18 protein-coding genes, 1 other RNA gene and 1 pseudogene are annotated in these 19,955 nt (G+C 58.5%); 8 read left to right on the top strand and 12 right to left on the bottom strand.

From position 1 onward, the window contains the following. Positions 1-24 precede the first annotated feature (24 nt). Both cysG and BAR1_RS04730 read left to right on the top strand, forming a co-directional pair. Positions 25-1,464, top strand: a complete 1,440-nt coding sequence (cysG, locus tag BAR1_RS04735; RefSeq protein WP_118941954.1) for a siroheme synthase CysG — start codon at positions 25-27, stop codon at positions 1,462-1,464. Between the two features lie 144 nt (positions 1,465-1,608). Next, positions 1,609-2,712 carry a YeeE/YedE family protein gene (locus BAR1_RS04730; protein WP_118941953.1) on the top strand — a complete coding sequence of 368 codons (1,104 nt, stop codon included), beginning with the start codon at positions 1,609-1,611 and terminating at the stop codon, positions 2,710-2,712. A 174-nt stretch (positions 2,713-2,886) separates the two neighbouring features. On the opposite strand, the gene BAR1_RS04725 is transcribed toward BAR1_RS04730, so the two are convergent. Both BAR1_RS04725 and BAR1_RS04720 read right to left on the bottom strand, forming a co-directional pair. Then, positions 2,887-3,987: an Mrp/NBP35 family ATP-binding protein gene (locus BAR1_RS04725; RefSeq protein WP_228408736.1), complete on the bottom strand. Its 1,101-nt coding sequence runs from the start codon at positions 3,985-3,987 to the stop codon at positions 2,887-2,889. Positions 3,988-4,110: 123 nt separating this feature from the next. Beyond that, the gene (locus BAR1_RS04720; protein ID WP_118941952.1) at positions 4,111-4,755 is read right to left on the bottom strand and encodes a TetR/AcrR family transcriptional regulator; all 645 of its coding nucleotides are present in this window, start codon (positions 4,753-4,755) and stop codon (positions 4,111-4,113) included. A gap of 101 nt (positions 4,756-4,856) precedes the next feature. On the opposite strand from BAR1_RS04720, the gene BAR1_RS04715 reads away from it, so the two are divergent. From BAR1_RS04715 to BAR1_RS17905, 4 genes and pseudogenes are all read left to right on the top strand, one after another. Next, positions 4,857-6,407, top strand: coding sequence for a trimethylamine methyltransferase family protein (locus tag BAR1_RS04715; protein WP_118941951.1), 1,551 nt, complete (start codon positions 4,857-4,859; stop codon positions 6,405-6,407). 17 nt (positions 6,408-6,424) lie between these two features. Next, positions 6,425-8,460: pseudogene (locus BAR1_RS04710) on the top strand (oxidoreductase). A gap of 79 nt (positions 8,461-8,539) precedes the next feature. Beyond that, on the top strand, positions 8,540-9,079 hold the full coding sequence (locus tag BAR1_RS04705; protein ID WP_118941950.1) for a hypothetical protein: 540 nt from the start codon (positions 8,540-8,542) through the stop codon (positions 9,077-9,079). 187 nt (positions 9,080-9,266) lie between these two features. Continuing rightward, positions 9,267-9,842: a hypothetical protein gene (locus tag BAR1_RS17905; RefSeq protein ID WP_162891672.1), complete on the top strand. Its 576-nt coding sequence runs from the start codon at positions 9,267-9,269 to the stop codon at positions 9,840-9,842. A gap of 183 nt (positions 9,843-10,025) precedes the next feature. On the opposite strand, the gene BAR1_RS04700 is transcribed toward BAR1_RS17905, so the two are convergent. Beyond that, complete coding sequence (locus BAR1_RS04700; RefSeq protein ID WP_118941949.1) at positions 10,026-11,198, bottom strand: sugar-transfer associated ATP-grasp domain-containing protein; 1,173 nt, start codon at positions 11,196-11,198, stop codon at positions 10,026-10,028. Between the two features lie 174 nt (positions 11,199-11,372). After that, entirely contained in the window at positions 11,373-12,227 is an 855-nt protein-coding gene (locus BAR1_RS04695; protein ID WP_118941948.1) for a LysR family transcriptional regulator, read from the bottom strand. 124 nt (positions 12,228-12,351) lie between these two features. On the opposite strand from BAR1_RS04695, the gene BAR1_RS04690 reads away from it, so the two are divergent. Then, positions 12,352-12,570, top strand: a complete 219-nt coding sequence (locus BAR1_RS04690) for a DUF1127 domain-containing protein (RefSeq protein WP_118941947.1) — start codon at positions 12,352-12,354, stop codon at positions 12,568-12,570. A 126-nt stretch (positions 12,571-12,696) separates the two neighbouring features. Then, positions 12,697-13,416: a Bax inhibitor-1/YccA family protein gene (locus BAR1_RS04685; RefSeq protein WP_118941946.1), complete on the top strand. Its 720-nt coding sequence runs from the start codon at positions 12,697-12,699 to the stop codon at positions 13,414-13,416. A gap of 716 nt (positions 13,417-14,132) precedes the next feature. On the opposite strand, the gene rpmG is transcribed toward BAR1_RS04685, so the two are convergent. The 8 genes from rpmG to gatC all read right to left on the bottom strand — a co-directional run bounded on the left by rpmG (position 14,133) and on the right by gatC (position 19,949). Continuing rightward, a complete protein-coding gene (gene rpmG, locus BAR1_RS04675; protein WP_011750518.1) occupies positions 14,133-14,300 on the bottom strand; it encodes a 50S ribosomal protein L33 in 168 nt (55 codons plus the stop codon). A 90-nt stretch (positions 14,301-14,390) separates the two neighbouring features. Beyond that, complete coding sequence (locus BAR1_RS04670) at positions 14,391-15,626, bottom strand: MFS transporter (RefSeq protein WP_118941945.1); 1,236 nt, start codon at positions 15,624-15,626, stop codon at positions 14,391-14,393. Further along, positions 15,623-16,297 carry a cytochrome c biogenesis CcdA family protein gene (locus tag BAR1_RS04665; RefSeq protein WP_118941944.1) on the bottom strand — a complete coding sequence of 225 codons (675 nt, stop codon included), beginning with the start codon at positions 16,295-16,297 and terminating at the stop codon, positions 15,623-15,625. The genes BAR1_RS04670 and BAR1_RS04665 overlap by 4 nt, the downstream gene beginning before the upstream one ends. A 66-nt stretch (positions 16,298-16,363) precedes the next feature. Then, an RNA gene (gene rnpB / locus BAR1_RS04660) (RNase P RNA component class A) lies at positions 16,364-16,740 on the bottom strand. An 11-nt stretch (positions 16,741-16,751) separates the two neighbouring features. Beyond that, the gene (locus BAR1_RS04655) at positions 16,752-17,375 is read right to left on the bottom strand and encodes an N-acetylmuramoyl-L-alanine amidase (protein WP_118944343.1); all 624 of its coding nucleotides are present in this window, start codon (positions 17,373-17,375) and stop codon (positions 16,752-16,754) included. Positions 17,376-17,446: 71 nt separating this feature from the next. After that, complete coding sequence (locus tag BAR1_RS04650; protein WP_118944342.1) at positions 17,447-18,133, bottom strand: hypothetical protein; 687 nt, start codon at positions 18,131-18,133, stop codon at positions 17,447-17,449. A gap of 35 nt (positions 18,134-18,168) precedes the next feature. Next, positions 18,169-19,656, bottom strand: coding sequence for an Asp-tRNA(Asn)/Glu-tRNA(Gln) amidotransferase subunit GatA (gene gatA, locus BAR1_RS04645; protein ID WP_118941943.1), 1,488 nt, complete (start codon positions 19,654-19,656; stop codon positions 18,169-18,171). Positions 19,657-19,661: 5 nt separating this feature from the next. Then, positions 19,662-19,949, bottom strand: coding sequence for an Asp-tRNA(Asn)/Glu-tRNA(Gln) amidotransferase subunit GatC (gatC, locus tag BAR1_RS04640; RefSeq protein WP_118941942.1), 288 nt, complete (start codon positions 19,947-19,949; stop codon positions 19,662-19,664). Positions 19,950-19,955 lie beyond the last annotated feature (6 nt).

Genomic DNA, 19,955 nt, shown 5'->3' with positions numbered 1-19,955 from the left:
CCTGTATATAAAGAGACGCGCGCAATGGATTACCTTCCTATCTTCCTTGATATCACCGACAAGCTGGTCGTCGTGGACGGCGGCACCACCGTGGCCGCCCGCCGCGTCGAACGCGCCCTTCTGGCAGGCGCCAAAGTGCATCTGTTCGACGAAAACCTGTCGGATGAATTCAGCACATTGCTGGGCCACAAAAACCTGACCCACCACCCCCGTGCCATCACGGCAGACGACATAACCGGTGCTGTGGTCGCCTATGGCGCCTCCGAGAATGAGGCCCGCGACACCCTGTTATATACCGCGGCCAAACAGGCCGGTGTTCTGGCCAATGTCGCGGATGTTGGGGAATATTGCGATTTCATCACCCCCTCGGTGGTGGACCGCTCGCCTTTGGTTATCGCCATTTCATCCGGCGGCACTGCGCCTGTGATTGCCCGCATCCTGCGCGCCCGTATCGAAAGCCTGCTGCCCCCCGCTTACGGGCGCATGGCCGAATTCCTTGGCAAGTTCCGCGACCGTGTGCTGGCCGGTATCAAAGGCACCACCCAACGCCGCCGCTTCTGGGAAACCGTGATCGACGGACCTGCGGGCGACCATTTCCTTGCCGGCGATCTGGAACGCGCCGAAAGCCACCTTTTGTCCTCGCTCGACTGTGCCACCGGCAAAGGCGTGCCTTGCGAGCAGGGCGAAGTGTTCCTTGTCGGTGCTGGCCCCGGCGACCCTGATCTGCTGACTTTCCGCGCCCTGCGCCTGATGCAACGCGCCGATGTGGTGCTTTACGACCGGCTGGTGGGGGACGGCATCCTTGAACTGGTGCGCCGTGACGCCGAACGCATCTATGTCGGCAAACGCCCTGACAACCACGCGATGTTCCAGGAAGACATCAGCGCCCTGATGGTGAAACTGGCCAAAGATGGTAAACGCGTGCTGCGCCTGAAGGGGGGCGATCCCTTCATATTCGGGCGCGGCGGCGAGGAAATCGAGATGCTGGCCGAACACAACATCCCCTTTCAGGTGGTACCGGGCATCACCGCGGCCGCCGGCTGCTCCACCTATGCCGGCATCCCCCTGACCCACCGCGACCACGCGCAATCCTGCATTTTCGTCACCGCCCACGGGCGCGACGGGGTGCTGGATCTGGACTGGGACGTGCTGACCCGCAAAAACCAGACCGTTGCGGTTTACATGGGCCTGTCCAGCCTGAAAGTCCTGTCCGAAGGGTTCGCCAGCCACGGGGTTGATCCGACCACACCCGCGGCAATCATCGACAACGGCACCCGCCCCAACCAACGGATCATCACCGGCACAATCAAAGATCTGTATCAAAAAGCAACCGAAGCCGAATTCACCGGCCCCTCGATCATCATCATCGGCGGCGTGGTCACCCTGCGCGACAAACTGGGCTGGTTCGCAGACGATCAGGACGGGAAATTCGGCATGAGCCTGACCCCCAAAGGTTCGCTTTAAACAGTTTTCACCCCTTAAACCCGTCGCCTGATGCGCAAAACCGTTTGGCCCCTGCAGGAACATATGATTATATGCTAATATGTATGCAGGGGCGCAAAGAATCCCCTGTTAAGTATAATAATCTACGTCTGACAGGATGGTGAAATGCTGGAAACGCTACGGGAAATGGTGATTGAATCACCAGGTTTTTATGTCGCTTGGGGCGGCCTGATCATCGCAACGGTGTTTGGATACATCGTTTATGTAACAAACTTCTGCACAATGGGTTCGATCTCGGACATGATGTCGTTCGGCGACAAACGCCGCTTTCGCTCGTGGCTGCTGGCCACTGCTACGGCAATGCTGGGCGTGGCCCTGCTGCAAAAACTCGAGGTCGCGGATTACCGCACAACCATGTATATGGCCCCCAATCTGACTTGGCTGGCCAATATCGCGGGCGGATTGACCTTTGGCTTTGGCATGGTGCTTTCGGGCGGATGTCTGTCGCGCAATCTGGTGCGGGCAGGATCGGGCGATCTGCGCTCGGGCTTTGTGCTGCTGGTGGCGGGGCTGTTTGCCTATATGACCATCGGCGGGCTGATCGGCCCGATCCGCGTGGCGCTGTTTGGCAGCGCAACAGTCGATCTGTCGGAACTGGGCATGGAAACACAGGGCTTCGGTGATTTCATCGCCCGTTTCACCGGCATGGACCTTGGCCAGTCAACCATGATCGCACTGGCCATCCTTGCAGGCGGGCTGCTGGTTTACTGCTTTAAGGATGCAGGCTTTCGCAAATCCCCCACCCACATCATCGCGGGCGTCAGCATCGGGCTGTGCGTCACCGCAGGCTGGCTGCTGACCGGCCTTGCACAGGATGAATTCGCCGATGTGCCCGTGGCGCTGGCCTCGCTCTCCTATGTGCGCCCTGCCGGTGACACACTGGACTATCTGATGCGCGCCACCGCCTACCCCGGCCCCAGCTTCAACGTGATGACCTTCGCAGGTGTGCTGCTGGGCGGCTTCCTTGGGGCGCTTAGCAAAGGCAAACTGTCGATGACCACCTTTGCCGACAAATCCGACACGGTGCGCAACACAATCGGCGCGGCCCTGATGGGCATCGGCGGTGTTGTGGCCCTGGGCTGCACAATCGGTCAGGGTGTCACCGGTTTCTCGACCCTCGCGGTCGGCTCGGGCCTGACGCTGGTCTTTATCGTGCTGGGCGGCATGGTTGGCATCAAATACATGGAATGGTCCGCCATGCGCGGCTAAACCCTTACCCTGATAACAAAAGCCCCGCCGACCAAACCGGTTCGCGGGGCTTTTCTATGTCTGAAACAAGGGGATACATCCCTTCTTCTTGCTCCAAATACCTTCGCCGAAGGCAAAACGCGCGCCCCTGCCAAGGGGCGCGCGCGGGTCGTCGGGCGTCAGCCCGGCGAAACCTTATTCCTCGTCGTCGCCTGCTTCCCCCATCAGGGCCGCAACCTTCATCGCAATGGTCTTGTAAACCTTGGCATGAACCCCGTCCGGCTCGGCAATCACCACCGGCGTGCCTTCGTCCGAATAATGCCGGATATCCATATGCAGCGGCACCGCACCCAGGAACATCACACCCAGCTTGGCCGCTTCTTCCTGCGCACCGCCATGACCGAAAATATCCGATTTCTCGCCGCAATGCGGACAGACAAAGGTGCTCATATTCTCGATGATCCCCAGAATGGGCACATCCACCTGTTTGAACATCTTCAACCCCTTGCGCGCGTCAATCAGCGCCAGATCCTGCGGCGTCGAAACAATCACGGACCCCGCCAGCGGCACCTGTTGCGCCAACGTCAACTGCGCATCCCCCGTGCCCGGCGGCATGTCCAGAACCAGCACATCCAGCTCGCCCCATTCAACCTCGCGCACCATCTGCATCAGGGCGGAAACCACCATCGGCCCGCGCCAGATCACCGGCGATTCCTCGTCCATCAGGAACCCCATCGACATCACCTTCAGACCGTATTGGTCAATCGGCACGATCCGCTCGTTCACGATATTGGGCCGCTCGGTGATCCCCATCAGACGCGGGATCGAAGGGCCGTAGATATCTGCATCCAGCAGACCAACCTTCAGCCCCAGCGCCCGCAACCCCAGCGCAAGGTTGACCGAGGTGGTCGATTTGCCAACCCCGCCCTTGCCCGACGCCACCGCCAGAACCGCCTTTACTCCGGGGATCGCCCCCGCCGCCGGCCGCATGTCCGGTCCGACCGGACGATCCGGCTTGCTGCTTAACTTGGGCGCTTCTTTTGCACGCGGCTCGGCCGGTTTTTCGGCGGTCAGAACCACCAGAACCGTTTCCACCCCGTCGATCGCCGCCACGGCCTCTTCGGCCTCTTTCTGCATCGCGCCGGCGCCTTCATTGGCCCCCGGCGGCAGCGAGATCGAAAAGATCACCTTGCTGCCCTGCACCACAATATCCGAAACCATCCCCGCCGAAACGATGCCCGCGCCATCCGGCCCGTAAACAATGCCCTTCAGCTTCTCCAGCACCTTGTCTTTCACTGTCGTTCTCCCCTGTGACGCCCCTTTGTTCCGTTGTCGGACAAGGGGATTGTTTCCATCCTGAAAAATATTCGCAAACTTGAATATAACAGATAATCTAGAACAATTCCAGAGATCACACCGTTATTCTTTACGCCCCGCATGGCGGGCGCGAAAGCGCCGGATCTCGGCCTCGGTTGGCGTTTGACCGGTATAGACCGCCGCATAGTCCGGCATCCGGCTGATACGTTCTTCAAGCGGCTCTTCCACCCGCATCGAGATATAGCCGACCTGCGTATAAAGCACCGTCATCGCCCGCGCCTCGGCCTGCGCCGCGCTATAGCCAAACCGCAAAAACATCTCCATAATCGCCGCCTTGCGCTGCGCATCCGCCCGATCAATCCGCGCCTGCACCGCCGGATCATTATGCGCCCATCCCCGCACGGCCCGATCCAGACGCGCGTCAAACAGACCATCGTCCAGCCAGCAATCATACAGGTTGAACATCGCCTCGGTGATGGTCTCGGCAAAGGCTTGCGTCCGGCGCACCAGATTGCCGGTGTTCTTGGCCTCCCACATCTGCAACAGCGCCTCGAGCAGCGCCTCGCGGTCCTCGAAATGCCAGTAAAACCCGCTACGCGACAGGCCCAGCGCCTTGGCCAGCGGCATCACCTTGACGGCCTCGACCCCCGAGTCCACCAGCATGTCATAGCCAGCTTGCAGCCAGAGCGCCTCGGACCCGCGCTGCGTGGTTTTGCGGTCAGGCTTTGATTTTACGGAACTTTCCATGGGCCACCGTTTACCCGACGCAGGGCTTGGGGACAAGTATATTGACAGATATGTTATGTTTATCGACAGTAGTGTCGATTCTATCCGGCAAAGGGTTTCCTATGGCATCTCCCCCTCAAAGGCGCGGTAGGCGTGGTGGCAAACGCAGCAGCGAAGCAGGGCAAAACCCGCATATGCATGTGCCCTATATCAACCGCAAAATCCCGCCCTATGATCTGCTGGACGAAGAAAGCCTGATCCGCATCGAACAGGGCGCCGAGCGGATACTGGCCGAAATCGGCATCGAATTTCGCGACGATCCCGAAACCGTGCGCCTGTTCAAACAGGCCGGCGGCAAGGTGACCGGGGTTTGCGCCACAGCCTGGAACATCAAATTCGAACCCGGCCTGATCCGCGACCTGCTGAAAACCGCCCCGCCCCAATTCATCCAACACGCCCGCAATCCGGCCAGATCGGTGCAGATCGGCGGCGATGCAACGGTGTCTGCGCCAGCTTACGGATCGCCCTTTGTGATGGATCTGGACAAGGGGCGGCGTTATGGCACGATGCTGGATTTCGAAAACTTCGTGAAGCTGGCGCAAAGCAGCCCGTGGCTGCACCACTCGGGCGGCACCATTTGCGAGCCGACCGACATTCCGGTCAACAAACGCCATCTGGATATGGTTTACGCCCACATGCGCCTGTCCGACCGCGCCTTTCTGGGGTCGATCACCGCACCGGAACGGGCTGAGGATAGTATCGAGATGTGTCGCATCCTGTTTGGCGCGGATTTCGTCGAGCAGAACTGCGTGATCATGGGCAATTTCAACTCAACCTCGCCGCTGATCTGGGATGGCGTTTCCACCCGCGGCATCCGCGCCTATGCCGCCGCTAATCAGGGATCAATCCACCTGCCCTTCCTGCTGGGCGGGGCGGTGGCGCCGCTGACCATGGCCGGCGCCATCGCCCAGAACCTTGCCGAAAGCATGGTGGGCTGTGCCCTGACCCAACTGGTGCGCCCCGGTGCGCCCACGGTGCTGGCGTCCTTCCTTGTAACACTGGCGATGCGCTCTGGCTCGCCCACTTTCGGCACACCGGAACCCGCGACCGGCAGTCTTGTGATGGGGCAGTTAGCGCGGCGGTTGAACCTGCCTTTGCGCAATGCAGGCAGTTTCACCACCTCGAAATTGCCCGACGGGCAGGCCATGCAGCAAAGCATGATGTCGATGATGTCGGCCATTCAAAGCGGCGGCAATTACATCCTGCATTCCGCCGGTTTTCTGGACGGGTTGCTGTCGATGTCCTACGAAAAATTCATCATGGACACGGACGTTTGCGGTGCCCTGCATGCCTATCTGAACGGGGTCAAAGTGAATGACGACACGCTGGGCTTTGACGCGCTGGCCGAAAACGGCCCCGGCGAACATATGTTCGGCTGCGCCCACACCATGCGCCACTATAAAACCGCCTATTGGGACAGCGGGTTTACCGATGACCTGCCGTTTGAAACGTGGTCGGAATCCGGTGGCGAAGACGGCATGATGCGCGCCAACCGCCAATGGAAGAAACGCCTTGCCGACTATCAGGCACCGCCGCTGGATGTTGCCAAGGACGATGCCCTGAAAGAATTCATTGCCAAGAAAAAAGCATCCGTAGAAGATGCGTGGTATTAAGTATAGGAGCCGGCCCGATGTCCAATGATCCCCTGTTGCAGCCCTACCAGCTAAAACACCTGACCCTGAGAAACAGGATCATGACCACCAGTCACGAGCCAGCCTACCCCGAAGACGGTATGCCCAAAGACCGCTACCGCGCCTATCATCAGGAACGCGCCAAGGCGGGGATCGCGCTGACCATGACCGCCGGATCGGCCGCCGTATCCAAAGACAGCCCGCCGGTGTTCAACAACATCCTTGCCTACAAGGACGAGGTGGTGCCGTGGATCCAGAACCTGACCGATGCCTGCCACGAACATGGCGCGGCGGTGATGATCCAGCTGACCCATCTGGGGCGGCGCACCCGCTGGGACAAGGGCGACTGGCTGCCCGCCGTCACTCCGTCACACAAACGCGAACCGGCGCATCGGGCCTTTGTCAAAAGATCGAGGACTGGGACATTGCCCGCATCATCACCGATTACGCCGATGCCGCCGAACGGATGCAGGCCGGTGGCATGGACGGAATTGAACTTGAGGTATTCGGCCATCTGCTGGACCAGTTCATCTCGCCGCTGACCAATACGCTCGAGGCGCCCTATGGCGGCACGCTGGAAAACCGGATGCGGTTTTCCATGGACGTTCTGCGTGCTATCCGCAAACGGGTGGGGGACGATTTCATCGTCGGCATGCGCTTTACCGTGGACGAGGACCAGTCGGGCGGCATCACATTCGAGGACGGGATCACCGTCTGCAACACATGGCGCGACAGCGGCATGGTGGATTTCCTGAATGTCATCCGCGGGCGCATCCATACCGATCCGGCAATGACCGATGTGATCCCCGTTCAGGGCATGAAAAACGCCCCGCATCTGGATTTCGCCGGATCGGTGCGGGCCGCCACTGGCTTGCCCACCTTCCACGCCGCCAAAATCCCCGATGTCGCCACCGCCCGCCACGCGGTTTCCGCCGGTCTGCTGGACGTGGTCGGCATGACCCGCGCCCATCTGGCCGATCCGCATATCGTGCGCAAAATCATCGAGGGGCGCGAGGACGACATCCGTCCCTGCGTCGGCGCCACCTATTGTCTGGACCGCATCTATGGCGCGGGCGAAGCCCTGTGCATGCACAACGCCGCCACGGGCCGCGAACTGACCATGCCGCATGACATCCCGCCCGCAAAGACGCGTAAAAACGTGGTGATCGTCGGCGCTGGCCCCGCCGGTCTGGAGGCCGCACGGGTGGCCGCTGAACGGGGGCACAAGGTGACGGTGCTGGAGGCCGCCGCCGATCCCGGCGGGCAGGTCCGCCTGACCGCGCAAAACCCGCGCCGTCGCGAAATGATCAGCATCATCGACTGGCGCATGTCCCAATGCGCCGCCCGTGATGTGGATTTCCGCTTCAACACATGGGCCGAGGCCGAAGACGTCACCGCACTGTCCCCCGATGTGGTGATCATCGCCACAGGCGGCCTGCCCGACACCGAGGTGCTGGAAACCGGCAATGATCTGGTGGTCTCGGCTTGGGACATCATCGCGGGCGATGTGAAACCGGGCCAGAACGTGCTGGTCTATGACGACGCTGGCGACCACCCTGCCCTGCAAGCCGCCGAAGTGATCGCCAACAGCGGCGCACATGTGGAAATCATGACACCGGACCGCAGCTTTGCCCCCGAGGTGATGGCAATGAATCTGGTGCCCTACATGCGCGCGCTTCAGGACAAGGACGCGACCTTTACCGTCACCCGCCGCCTTATGGATGTGGAACGCGACGGCAACCGGTTGCGCGCCATCATCGGCACCGATTACAGCGATTACCGCAGCACGGCCACCTATGACCAGATCGTGGTGAACCACGGCACCCTGCCGCTGGACGATCTGTATTTCGACCTGAAACCGATGTCACGCAATCTGGGCGAAGTCGATTACGACGCCCTGATCGCAGGCCAGCCTCAGGTCATCGCCACCAACCCAGACGGGGCGTTCCAACTGTTTCGCATCGGGGATGCCGTAGCGGCCCGCAACACCCACGCGGCGATCTATGATGCCTTGCGGTTGCTAAAGGATGTTTGATCCCCGGCCATTTGCGCATTGATTGCCCCGGGGCATACCACTACCCTCGGGGCATATTTATTTTGACAGGTTGCCCATTATGTTCAGGTTTGTTTTCCCCATCATCACAGCGACCATTGCCGTAGCCCTTGCAGGCCCCGTCTGGTCAACCGGCCTGAATGACCTTTCGCCATGTTACACCCGCCACTATTCCGCCAAACACATGCGCAACCAACCGAACCAGAACGTCACCACACTAGCACTGGAAATCGACGCCGCCGACAAATCCGTCGTGCTCAGCGGTACCAACCGCGACGGTCAATTCGGCTACGACTATTACAGTTGCTATGAAAACACCGGATCAGACACCACCGGCCCCGCCTGCATGACCTTCGAGGCCGACAGCCAACTTTGGATCAAGGAACGCGACGATGGCAGCATCGTGATAAAAACCCGCAACACAATCCTGTCCGACATCGGCGGAACGAATTTCGAGTACGGCGACGAAGACGAACAGAACGGCCATTATGCGTTCTATCTGGAAGTAGCCCGCCACTCGGTCACCATCGGCTCCGGCCCGTTTTTCCATTTCCGTCTGTATCCGGCCAAGGCCGGTGCCTGTCCGAAGATCGGGGAATAGGCAAATGTCGGGCAGGTGCGTCTATAAATTCCTATACGCCTGACACATAGACAGAAACGCAGGTGGAAATCGAGGGGTAAGGTGGTTGTGACGGTTTAGAGGGATGGCGGCTATGTGGACAAGCTTGCCTTTGAGAAATTTCTATCCACACCACAGAATTATCTAATTAAGCGGGAAGGAAGCTGCGATGATATCTACTGTAAATAAAAATCGGACGTTTGTGGCGCGCTTGGGTATTCTTTCCTGTTTGATCGTTTCATCCATGTTAGGAATGTCGGGTATTTTGTTCGCAAATACTGGTTCGCAATGGCAAGAAATGGTCCGTGCCTGTGAAGCGGTTATCTCCAGTCAGAATTTCGCTCCGCTAGAGCAGTATGAGTCGGCTCCGTTCACTCACGGCCTTCCAGGCGTGAAAGTGTATTCGGTCTATAACAGGCCACAAACCCTTGTTGCCATTGCCAGGGTTGATCAGGGTAAGTGGGTTAACTGCTTAGTGCGAGAGAGCGAAGAAACCCGTTCTGGTTGGCGCGAAGTAGCAGCCGAGTGGGAGAGCGGGTTTGAAGTAGGTTTTCCGAGAGATGAGTATCAATGGGTAATTTGGCGCTATCATCCGGCACGGCCATTTCGCGGAGCCGTCCGCTGTTGTAGAGAGGGGCCTGCGATATTAATTACACCAAACCTTGAAACTAATTTCTACTTTCGTGTTGAAGTCAGCAGTGAAATTCCCCAAGGTTCCAATCCTTGTGGGGGCAATAGTGACTGAACAAAGGGCTCAAAACGGCCCATCACGCCTTTCCATCCCTCACAACCCCCGATACGCCTGCCGCACAAATTCGGCCATGTCCTCGATCGCCTGCCCTTTGGCCAGACCCGAAACAGACATCGCACCCCACCGGCCAGCCCTCGAACGGCCAACAGGCAAACGTTGTCCGACCAAAGCCCAGGGTTATTCCGATTTATCAGAGGCCTTTATCGCCCTGGAAATTTTCTTGTTGCGGTCAAACACTTTGGTGAATTTTTCCAGGAACTCTTCGTTCAGGATGCCGCGCCCTGTTGCCATCTGGTACAGGGAATGGGCGGGACTTGTATTGCACTCGATCACCATCGGGCCATCAGGGCCAACGGCAATATCCCACCCAAGAACCCCGTTCTCGGGGGTTACGGTGTGGCACCTTCTGGCAAGCGCGATTATTTCTTTCCAATCCGGCACAACAAAACCCACAAGCGCGGCCCCGCTAACAGGGTGGTTTTCGATTTGTTCGACATCCATACCAACGCCGCGTCGGACCTGTTTGATTTGACCGGTGTCGGCATCCAGCTCGGCGATCATGCTCCCTTTTTGCCAGAAATTGTCCGACATCGCTTCGGGGGCCGGAATTTTCCAAACGGTATACAGAACCTCGGGCGCACCGTCCTGCATCAGGGTGACAACCCGGATTGTGCCGACCGCCGATCCGATAACCGCATTCAGGGCTTCGTGCTGTTCAATGACTGATTGAAAGACATACCCGTAAGAGAACTCTGTGAATATTTCTTTGGCCAGATCCGCAACCGCTGTTTCTATGCCGTTGCCCAGAACAATTGTCCGGGCCTTGCGGTCAACCGAGGAAAAAAGGGCCGAGCCGACACTTTTGGACCCCTCAATGGGTTTTCCGAAAACGGGGTAGACGGCCCCGTTCAGTAAAAACTCTTCTACCGCTTCGATCGATTGAAGCGTCTTCAACTTGCCAAACCCGTGGGTTATTGAAACAACGGCCTGAACCATTGTCGTGGGAAATCCAAGGCTGCCCAGCAAAGCGGTATATAATACCTTGTTGTCCAGAAAATCACTGTTGCGCGCGATGTTGCCTGGTGAAAGGCGCTGGTTCAGTGCAAGATTTCGTTTTTCGCCGACGAACTGCTTTTTCTGCTCTTTGGTTAAATCCGACCGGAAAAGCCCCGCCGCGTAATATTCATTCGCCCCCAGTTTTGGCGCGCCGAAATACAGGGATATGATTTCGCGAAATTGCTTGATCGGGCTGATGCCATGTTCCCTTGCAACCTCGACAATTGCGCTGCTGACCGGGGCTGGCGGGGGCGGCGGTGTTCCTACCAGGACTCTACCTGTTTTCTGTGTCATATACTGCGCTCCCGGTGTTGATTTTTGCTCGATTGGTTTTGGAAATACCACCACCTCCGGGTTAAATAGTCAAGTTGGCTCCCGATTGTTTCTGGTGGTTGTTCCATGCGGGTTTCACAACAAATCCTGAAAAGATTTCCCAAGGTTAGGGCTAGTTTCATTGGCACCACTTTTCTACAACCCCCGATACGCCTGCCGCACAAATTCGGCCATATCCTCGATCGCCTGCCCTTTGGCCAGATCCGACACATACAGGTTGATCTGTTTGGTGGTCAGATCAGGCAGCGCGCCGCCGTGCTGGATTTTCTCGACATAGGGCGGCTCCATCCCCTCCAGCACGGTGTGGATCGCCAGATCGGCGCTGACGGATGCTTCGATCGTGCGGGTGGAATCGGATTCGACCGCCATTTCCCAAGGGATGCCTGCCTCGTCCAGATTCTTTTGCACACCCGCGCGGAAAATACAGGCGTGTTCATAGGCCAGCCGCAAGGGGCGCGATTTCCAGGCAGATCCATTCGGCGCGCCGATCCAGATCAGCGGCAGCGTCATCAGGGTTTCACCACCCGCTTCCAGCGTGTCCTCGGTGGTCAGGATCATGTCACATTCGCCCCGCTCGAACATTTTGCGCAAGCCCTTGGTATAGGACGATACCAGCCGCACGTTCATGCGCGGATATTCCGCCGCAAACCGTTGCAACACCTGCGGAATGGCGGGGTAAACGATGTCATGGGGCACGCCCAGCGTCACCTCGCCCTCGAACGCCTGATTGGTCAGCCGCCCGAACACCTCGTCATTCAGGGCCAGCATCCGGCGGGCGTATCCCAACAGTTGCTCGCCCGCCCCGGTCAGCACCACGCCGCGCCCGCTGCGCTCCAGCAGCTTCAGGTCCAGCGATTCTTCCAGCCGCTTTAGCTGCATCGACACCGCTGATTGCGTCAGGTTCAAAAACCCCGATGCCTTGGTCACCCCGCCCGCCTCGGCCACCGCTGCAAAGGATCGCAGGGCCGTCATGTCCAGATTTCTTGGCATATCACTATCCTTGATACTACATCGCATAAACATTCATTTTCCAAATGGATCACAAGATGCGATATAGATCAAGAGATTTGATACATTTCCAAAAATACATCACGAAACCCGAAAGGACCGCGCCATGACAATGACCACCTGCAACACCCCCGCCCGCACAACCCGCAAGCCGCGCCCCACAGCGTTTCACATGATCAAACTGGCGCTAAAGGCCCGCCACCAGCGCCGCGCCCTGCGCCGGTTGGACAGCGCGGCATTGGCCGATCTGGGTCTGACCCGCAAACAGGCCAAACAAGAGGCAAACCGCCCGATTTGGGACGTTCCGGCAAACTGGCTGCGTTAAATCGCGAAAAACACATGTAAAACACGCAGAAAACCTTGATATGCAGGCCATCATTCCCAATATAGGAAGGGAATGGTGGCCATCTCACATGGGCACTGGCCACATAACATGACTCTGGAGGTTTTAATGGCAGACTTTAACACGATCCGCGCCGGTGCCGGCACCCGCACAGCCGAGATCGACGCAGGGCTGAAAGCCCACATGAACAAGGTTTACGGCACAATGTCCGTCGGCCTGTTGATCACCGCACTGGCAGCATGGGCGGTTGGCAACAACGCCGCGTTGATGGCATCGCTGTTCACCGGCTTTACCCGCTATATCATCATGTTCCTGCCGCTGATCATGGTTTTCGCCTTTGGCGCCGTGATCAATCGCATCTCGGCCGCAGGCGCGCAACTGTTCTTCTACGCTTTTTCGGCAGCCATGGGCTTGTCGATCTCGTGGATTTTCGCGGTCTACACCGATTTCTCGATCACCCAGACATTTCTGGTAACCGCAATCTCCTTTGCCGGTCTCAGCCTCTGGGGCTATACCACGAAAAAGGATATCTCGGCTTGGGGGTCTTTCCTGATTATGGGTGTGATCGGGCTGATCGTGGCTTCGGTTGTGAATTTGTTCCTTGGGTCCGGCGTATTGCAATTGGCGATTTCTGCGATTGGCGTGCTGATCTTTGCCGGCCTGACCGCTTATGACACGCAGAAAATCAAAACCACCTATCTGGCCCATGCAATGCATGGCGATAGCGAATGGTTGGGCAAGGCCGCCATCATGGGTGCGCTGAACCTGTATCTGGATTTCGTCAACCTGTTCATGTTCCTGCTGCAATTCCTTGGCAGCCGCGACTAACAGCGCTTCATATAGAGTTTAGAAGGGGCCGGTCCAAGTGATCGGCCTTTTTCATTTGAGAAGCGTCAGGGGTGTTTTTTGGCCCGCGATGCTGAACCACGGGTAAAACAATCCATGGGCTGCTTTGTATCTCAACATATCAAATACATTTTCCGAGACCTTGCTTGCCCCCATTCAACATTTGTGGACAATAGGATCAGCTAATCTCAATGGAGATACAGGATGCCCATCACCATGTACTGTTGGCGATGCGACATGGAGTTACCCATGTTAACGGATCAAGAGTGGGATGATCTTTCCGTAATTATTAGAGACAAGGAAGGTTTATATTCAGATAGAAATACCAAATTTCTAGCTGAATACGAAAAAATAACGGGTTATCGCGAAACGAATTCAAACGCGATTTTTCATCATATAGCGAGCCAATACGGCCCTCCGTGTGCCGCCTGTAACAAGCCTTTGCGAACCCCGAGAGCCACATTCTGTGCCGCCTGTGGAGCGCAAAGCAACTACGAGCCGTAACCCCCGGCACTTGCGATCAGACAATCCTCTCCCCCCTTTTCATCAAGTGTCTCATCTGACTTCAGTTGGCGGCATCCAAAAGCAGTTGAAAATACTGAAAATAGCACTGTGAACAGTCCCGCCCCCTAAACACAAAAAAGCCGCGCAAATTATAGCGCGGCCTTTTTATCTGCAACCCATGGGTCAGGCTGATCCTACTTGATCTTGCCTTCTTTATATTCAACGTGCTTGCGCACAACCGGGTCGTATTTGTTAACCGTCATCTTCTCGGTCATGGTGCGGGCGTTCTTTTTGGTCACATAAAAGTGGCCGGTGCCCGCAGTCGAGTTCAGGCGGATTTTGATTGTGGTTGGCTTCGCCATGATAGTGCTCCTAAAGCGGGTGGGCAGATTGCGCCCGAATGAATCCTAGAAGCCTGCCTTTTAACGCCCGTGGCCCCCGAGTCAACCGGATTATGTGCGAATTTTGCGCAGCAGGACAAACTGCGCCCCAGCTGCCAGCAATGATATCGCGAACACCACAGTCACGCCGAACATGCTGGCGATAATTCCCGCCAACAGCGGCAACAAGAACGCAGGCGCCGTGATAGCGTTGAAATAGCCGCTATAGGCGGGGCGTTTGTCATCGGGGGATATTTCCATCAGGAAACCGATCACCGCGATGGTCAGCCCGTTCGCCAAAGCGCCCATCAGGAAAAAGACCCCCATAAAGAACCAGAACAGCGCCGCTTGGGGCAAGGACAACGCCAGCGCGGCCAGCAGCACCAGCAACGGCGGCCCCACACGGCCCAGCGCGATGGCCTTCAGCAGGCTGACCTTGCCCAGATGATCGCCCCACCAGCCCCACAGCGGGTTGGACAACAACGCCCCCGTGGTCTGCGCCCCCAGCAACAGCGCCACATGTTCCAGCGAAACGCCCGATTGGCTGGCCTGCACCACATAGAACGGCATCGCCATCAGCACCGCCCCGCCGCACCATTGCGCATAAACGAAAGTGGCAAAGCGGTTGTCGGTTTTGAACACCTGCACCCCGTCTTTCAGATATTGGAAAAATCCGGGTTTAGTGGCGGCATTGCCCACGGCCTGCGGTTCGCCCATCGCGGTGAACACGGTTGACGATAGGAACATCAGCACCGAGGCAATCGCGATGATCGCCGCATAGGACAGAGGGAACGCCAGTTCCCCCACCAGCCGGTCGGCAATCCCCACCACCACCAACGCCAGCACCCCGCCGCCAAAGAACCGTGTCGCCAGCAGGCGGCTACGCAATTTCGACGGAACCGAGCGCGCAACGATGTCGTTATAGGGCACCGCCACGATGCCCGATATGAACGCATAGGCCACCCAGATCACCATCACCGCCGCCGCCAGCCAGCCGCGCGGCCAACCGGCCCCGATCCACAGGGTTGCGGCCATCAGCGCCATGCAGGCGGCCCGCCCGAAGGCCCCGATCACATAGTATTGCATCGAGCTGCCCGAGCGTTGCGCCAGAAAGCCGATGATCAGTTGCGGAAACAGCCAGCCAAAGCGCAGGATCGCGGTGATCGCCCCGACAATAATGGAACTGCCAGTCAACTGGTAAACCAGCGCCGCCATGATGGTCGAGGAATCCACCGCCGCCGAGCCGGCCTGAAAGGTGATGCCGGCAATCGCGACTTTCTTGAACCGTGATTTATCGTTGTTGCTCATCCCTGCCCTGCCCAATTTGCCGGATCGACATACAGGCCGAACCAGATCGACCACAGCCCAAGCAGGATAAACACCGCCCCGATCACCCAGCGCTTATTTTTCAGCCGTTGCCCGACCCCGTCCAGCCATGCCGCCCATTTCGGGATAACGGCAAACAACGCCAATGGCAGTGACAGGAACAGGCCGAACAAAAACATCATGATAAATCCGGTCAGAACCGTGCCCGCGGTCGCCGCCAGCCCCAGCAGGCCAAACAGGATCGGCGCCGCACAGGCCGGTATATTCAGCCCGAACGCCATGCCCAGCACCACGGGGTTGCCGGCCCGTTTCCATGCCTGCGGGGCCAGATCAATCCGCCGTTTTACCGCCCCTGCCCGCCCGATGACAAAGGCGATGCCGACCAGCAGATAAATGATGCCGAACACCAGCCAGATACCGGTCCGCGCCGCAATCAGCTTTTCCCCCAGAAAGGCAATCAACGCCCCGAACAATCCGGCCACCAGTGCCCGCACGATGATAAACACCGCCACCGCCCCGATTTTTTGGCCCCTGCCTCGGGTTTTCTGCGTGTCCAGAAACAGCAAATGACCACCGATGGTGCAAGGCTCGACAAAGCCCAGCAGACCAAGGCCGACCGGCAACAGAACGAGGGTGATAAGATTGATGTCCATAAGCAACCGGTAAACCTTCCTCCTAGAGGCAGGTCAAGGCGGGAAACGGGGGCTGACGGAATCGTTATGCGCGGACGGCCTGTAAGCCGGATTTTGTCCAAGGCGGGTTTCCCCGCCTCTGGATGACCATTCCTCTGCGCCTGCTGTTACCAACAGGCTCTAGCTGCCAACCCGGACCTCTGGACCAAAACAGCCCTGGGCATGCGCCCGCAAGGTCCCTATTTGGCATTGCTCCCGGTGGGGCTTGCCGTGCCACTGTTGTTGCCAACAGCGCGGTGGTCTCTTACACCGCCGTTTCACCCTTACCCGTGCAAGCACAGGCGGTCTGTTTTCTGTGGCGCTTTCCCTCGGGTTTCCCCGGCCGGGCGTTACCCGGCACCGTCGTTTTGTGGAGTCCGGACTTTCCTCGCGACACAGGGCCGCGCGGCCATCCAGCCATCCGCGCAACTGTGATTTAGGAGGTCAGGGGCAATTGGTCAACGGGATAGCGCAAGGCAAGGTCAGATGCCATCGCCAGATCCAGATCATCCAGCGGCCCAGATGCCCAGGGGCGGAACCGGAGGCGAAAGGCCTTCAGAAGAATTTCCGCATCACTTTCTGCCGTCATTCCAAAGGCGTTCAACAGATCCACTAAACCGGTTTTATCGAAGGGTTTTGAAACCGGATCGGGCCAGACCGATAGCCCGCCCAGCGCCAGCCGTCGCCAGTCGAACCGCAGGCCCGGGTCAATCTTGCGCCCCGGCGCCATGTCGGAATGGCCGATGATGCGTTCCGGCTGGATCGCCCAGCGGCGCATGATGCCGTGCAGCAGCCGCTCAAGCGCCAGCATCTGCGGTTCGGGGAAAGGGGCAAAGCCGGTGTTGGCAATTTCGATACCGATCGAGCGGGAATTTACATCCGTGACCATTCCCCATTGCCCCGTACCTGCGTGCCATGCGCGCTTTTCCTCGGCCACCAGCGAAAATACCTCGCCCGCCTCGGAAATCAGGTAATGGGCGGAAACCTCGGCCTCTGGCGCACTTAGCCGGTCCAGCGCCGCTTTGGCGCTGTCCATTGCGGTATAGTGCAAAACCACCATGTCGGGGATCGCACCGTCACGGCGCTCCCCGAAATTGGGTGACGGGTGCGGGGTGGGCTTCACCCCGGCCCTCAGCCGCCGCTGCGGGCTGTGCGGAAGGGGGCTGGATCCCAGGAACAGGCGAAACCGTCGCCATCAGGGTCCAGCCCCTTTGGATCACGTTTCGGCCCGCCGGTTTTTAAAAACGCCTCTTGTGCCTTATCGGGCGAAGGGAATTTCTGGCAATTGCGATTGTAACGCGACTGAGCAAAGATTTTCGAGCGGCTATAGATCGCCTGTCCGACATTATTGGTGGTCGACAGCGCGTATTTGACGATGTTCGGGCCGGAATAACGCCCGCCGGTTGGCACGGCAGTTGGTTCGATCACCACATATTCCGCCCGCTGGCGTTCCAGCCGCTCGCGGTCGCTTTCGATGGTTTCGCGCGAGGCGACGGCATCAAAATCCTGCTCGTCCGAAATGCCGGCGTTGCTGTTGCTGGTCGGGGTCGGTGTTCTGCTTGATGCGGTTTGGCTCTGGGGCGTTGCGGGTGGCGTTTGCGTGGCAAGGGGTGGTGTTTGTGGTACGGCAGATGTTTGCACCGTTTCCTCGGAAATAACACCCTGCGCCGGAACCGCCTGCTGGCGCAACTCGGCTTCGCGACGGGCGCGTTGTTGTTCATAGCTGTCGTAATTGCTGAAACCGACACCCGAATTTGTGTCCCCGGGCACACAGGCCGAAACGACCAGTGCTGCAGCCACCGGAATTAAAAACCGCATCGAAAACCCCTTTTCCTTGGTCGTGTCCATCTGTGTTACCACCATTTGGACGGTTTGGAAACAAAACCGGCGGCCTGTTCCAGCGTATAGGCAACATTCAGCAAATCGCCTTCTTCCCACGGACGGCCAATCAATTGCAGGCCCAAGGGCAGCCCCTGCTTGTCCAGACCGGCGGGAACCGTGATGCCCGGCAGGCCGGCAAGGTTCACCGTGACGGTGAACACATCGTTCAGATACATCTGCACCGGATCGGCATCGGCCATTTCCCCAAGGCCGAAAGCAGCGGATGGTGTGGCCGGTGTCAGGATCGCATCGACGCCATCGGCAAACACCTGTTCAAAGTCGCGTTTGATCAGGGTGCGCACCCGGCGGGCGCGGTTGTAATAGGCGTCATAGAAACCGGCGGACAGCACATAGGTACCGACCATCACGCGGCGCTGCACCTCGTGACCAAACCCTTCGGCGCGGGTTTTTTCATACATGTCGTCGATGCCATCCCCCGCCGCCAGTTTGGCGCGGTGGCCATAGCGCACACCGTCATAGCGGGCCAGATTGCTTGATGCCTCGGCCGGTGCAATCACATAATAGGCCGGCAGCGCGTATTTGGTGTGCGGCAGCGAGATATCGACGATCTCGGCACCTGCGTCTTTCAGCATCGCGGTGCCGTCTTCCCACAGCTTGCCGATTTCGGCGGGCATACCATCCATGCGGTATTCCTTTGGAATACCTATCTTTTTACCCTTGATATCACCCGTCAACGCGGCCTCGAAATTGGGCACGGGCAGATCGGCGCTGGTGGAATCCAGCGGGTCGTGCCCTGCCATTGCTTCCAGCATAATCGCCGCATCGCGCACGGATTTGGTCATCGGTCCGGCCTGATCCAGGGACGAGGCAAAGGCCACGACGCCCCAACGCGAGCAGCGCCCGTAGGTGGGTTTGATGCCGGTGATGCCGGTGAACGCGGCGGGCTGGCGGATCGAGCCGCCCGTGTCGGTGCCGGTTGCGCCAAGGCACAGATCGGCGGCCACGGCGGCGGCGGACCCGCCCGACGAGCCACCCGGCGTTAGCGGTGTTTCCTCGTTTCCACGTCGCCACGGGTTAACTACATTGCCGTAGGTCGAGGTTTCATTCGACGACCCCATGGCGAATTCGTCCATGTTCAGTTTGCCCAGCATCACCGCGCCATTGTCCCACAGTTGTTGGGTGATGGTGCTTTCGTATTCCGGCCTGAAGCCTTCCAGAATGGCGGAACCGGCCTGCGAAAGAACGCCTTTGGTGCAAAACAGATCCTTGATGCCCAGCGGGATGCCGCACATCGCGGGCGCATCGCCGGATTTCAGCCGCACGTCAGCCGCTTTGGCCTGTTCACGGGATATTTCAGGGGTGTTGTGAACGAAAGCATTCAGCGCGTTTGACCCTTCAATCGCCGACAGGCAGCTTTCGGTCAGCTCAACAGCGGTGACGTCGCCCTTATGCAGCAAATCGCGGGCCTCGGCGATGGTCAGTTTGTTCAGATCGGTCATATCGCTTACTCCACCACTTTGGGCACGGCAAAGAACCCTTCGCGGGCGTCCGGTGCATTGGCGAGGATTTTCTCCTGCTGGTTGCCGTCTGTCACCACATCCTGACGCCGTTTCAGGCGTTGCGGGGTGACCGATGTCATCGGTTCCACCCCTTCGACATCCACTTCGTTCAACTGTTCGATAAAGCCAAGGATGGCGTTGAATTCTTCGGCCAGGGCCGGCAGGTCCTCGTCCTTGACCCTGATACGGGCCAGATGCGCCACACGGGCGGCGGTTTCCTTGTCGATCGACATCAAAGG

The organism is Profundibacter amoris, from assembly GCF_003544895.1.
Classification (GTDB): domain Bacteria; phylum Pseudomonadota; class Alphaproteobacteria; order Rhodobacterales; family Rhodobacteraceae; genus Profundibacter; species Profundibacter amoris.
This window is presented reverse-complemented; position numbering and strand designations above follow the sequence as displayed.

Excerpts from the sequence above, each read along its gene's own strand:
- BAR1_RS04705 (WP_118941950.1), top strand. The coding sequence starts at position 8,540 with ATGTTCAGGTTTGTTTTCCCCATCATCACAGCGACCATTGCCGTAGCC.
- rpmG (WP_011750518.1), bottom strand. The coding sequence starts at position 14,300 with ATGGCGAAGCCAACCACAATCAAAATCCGCCTGAACTCGACTGCGGGC.
- BAR1_RS04730 (WP_118941953.1), top strand. The coding sequence starts at position 1,609 with ATGCTGGAAACGCTACGGGAAATGGTGATTGAATCACCAGGTTTTTAT.
- cysG (WP_118941954.1), top strand. The coding sequence starts at position 25 with ATGGATTACCTTCCTATCTTCCTTGATATCACCGACAAGCTGGTCGTC.
- BAR1_RS17905 (WP_162891672.1), top strand. The coding sequence starts at position 9,267 with ATGATATCTACTGTAAATAAAAATCGGACGTTTGTGGCGCGCTTGGGT.
- gatA (WP_118941943.1), bottom strand. The coding sequence starts at position 19,656 with ATGACCGATCTGAACAAACTGACCATCGCCGAGGCCCGCGATTTGCTG.
- BAR1_RS04650 (WP_118944342.1), bottom strand. The coding sequence starts at position 18,133 with ATGCGGTTTTTAATTCCGGTGGCTGCAGCACTGGTCGTTTCGGCCTGT.
- BAR1_RS04700 (WP_118941949.1), bottom strand. The coding sequence starts at position 11,198 with ATGACACAGAAAACAGGTAGAGTCCTGGTAGGAACACCGCCGCCCCCG.
- BAR1_RS04665 (WP_118941944.1), bottom strand. The coding sequence starts at position 16,297 with ATGGACATCAATCTTATCACCCTCGTTCTGTTGCCGGTCGGCCTTGGT.
- BAR1_RS04715 (WP_118941951.1), top strand. The coding sequence starts at position 4,857 with ATGGCATCTCCCCCTCAAAGGCGCGGTAGGCGTGGTGGCAAACGCAGC.
- BAR1_RS04695 (WP_118941948.1), bottom strand. The coding sequence starts at position 12,227 with ATGCCAAGAAATCTGGACATGACGGCCCTGCGATCCTTTGCAGCGGTG.
- BAR1_RS04685 (WP_118941946.1), top strand. The coding sequence starts at position 12,697 with ATGGCAGACTTTAACACGATCCGCGCCGGTGCCGGCACCCGCACAGCC.
- BAR1_RS04670 (WP_118941945.1), bottom strand. The coding sequence starts at position 15,626 with ATGAGCAACAACGATAAATCACGGTTCAAGAAAGTCGCGATTGCCGGC.
- BAR1_RS04720 (WP_118941952.1), bottom strand. The coding sequence starts at position 4,755 with ATGGAAAGTTCCGTAAAATCAAAGCCTGACCGCAAAACCACGCAGCGC.
- gatC (WP_118941942.1), bottom strand. The coding sequence starts at position 19,949 with ATGTCGATCGACAAGGAAACCGCCGCCCGTGTGGCGCATCTGGCCCGT.
- BAR1_RS04655 (WP_118944343.1), bottom strand. The coding sequence starts at position 17,375 with ATGGTGGTTTTGCACTATACCGCAATGGACAGCGCCAAAGCGGCGCTG.
- BAR1_RS04690 (WP_118941947.1), top strand. The coding sequence starts at position 12,352 with ATGACAATGACCACCTGCAACACCCCCGCCCGCACAACCCGCAAGCCG.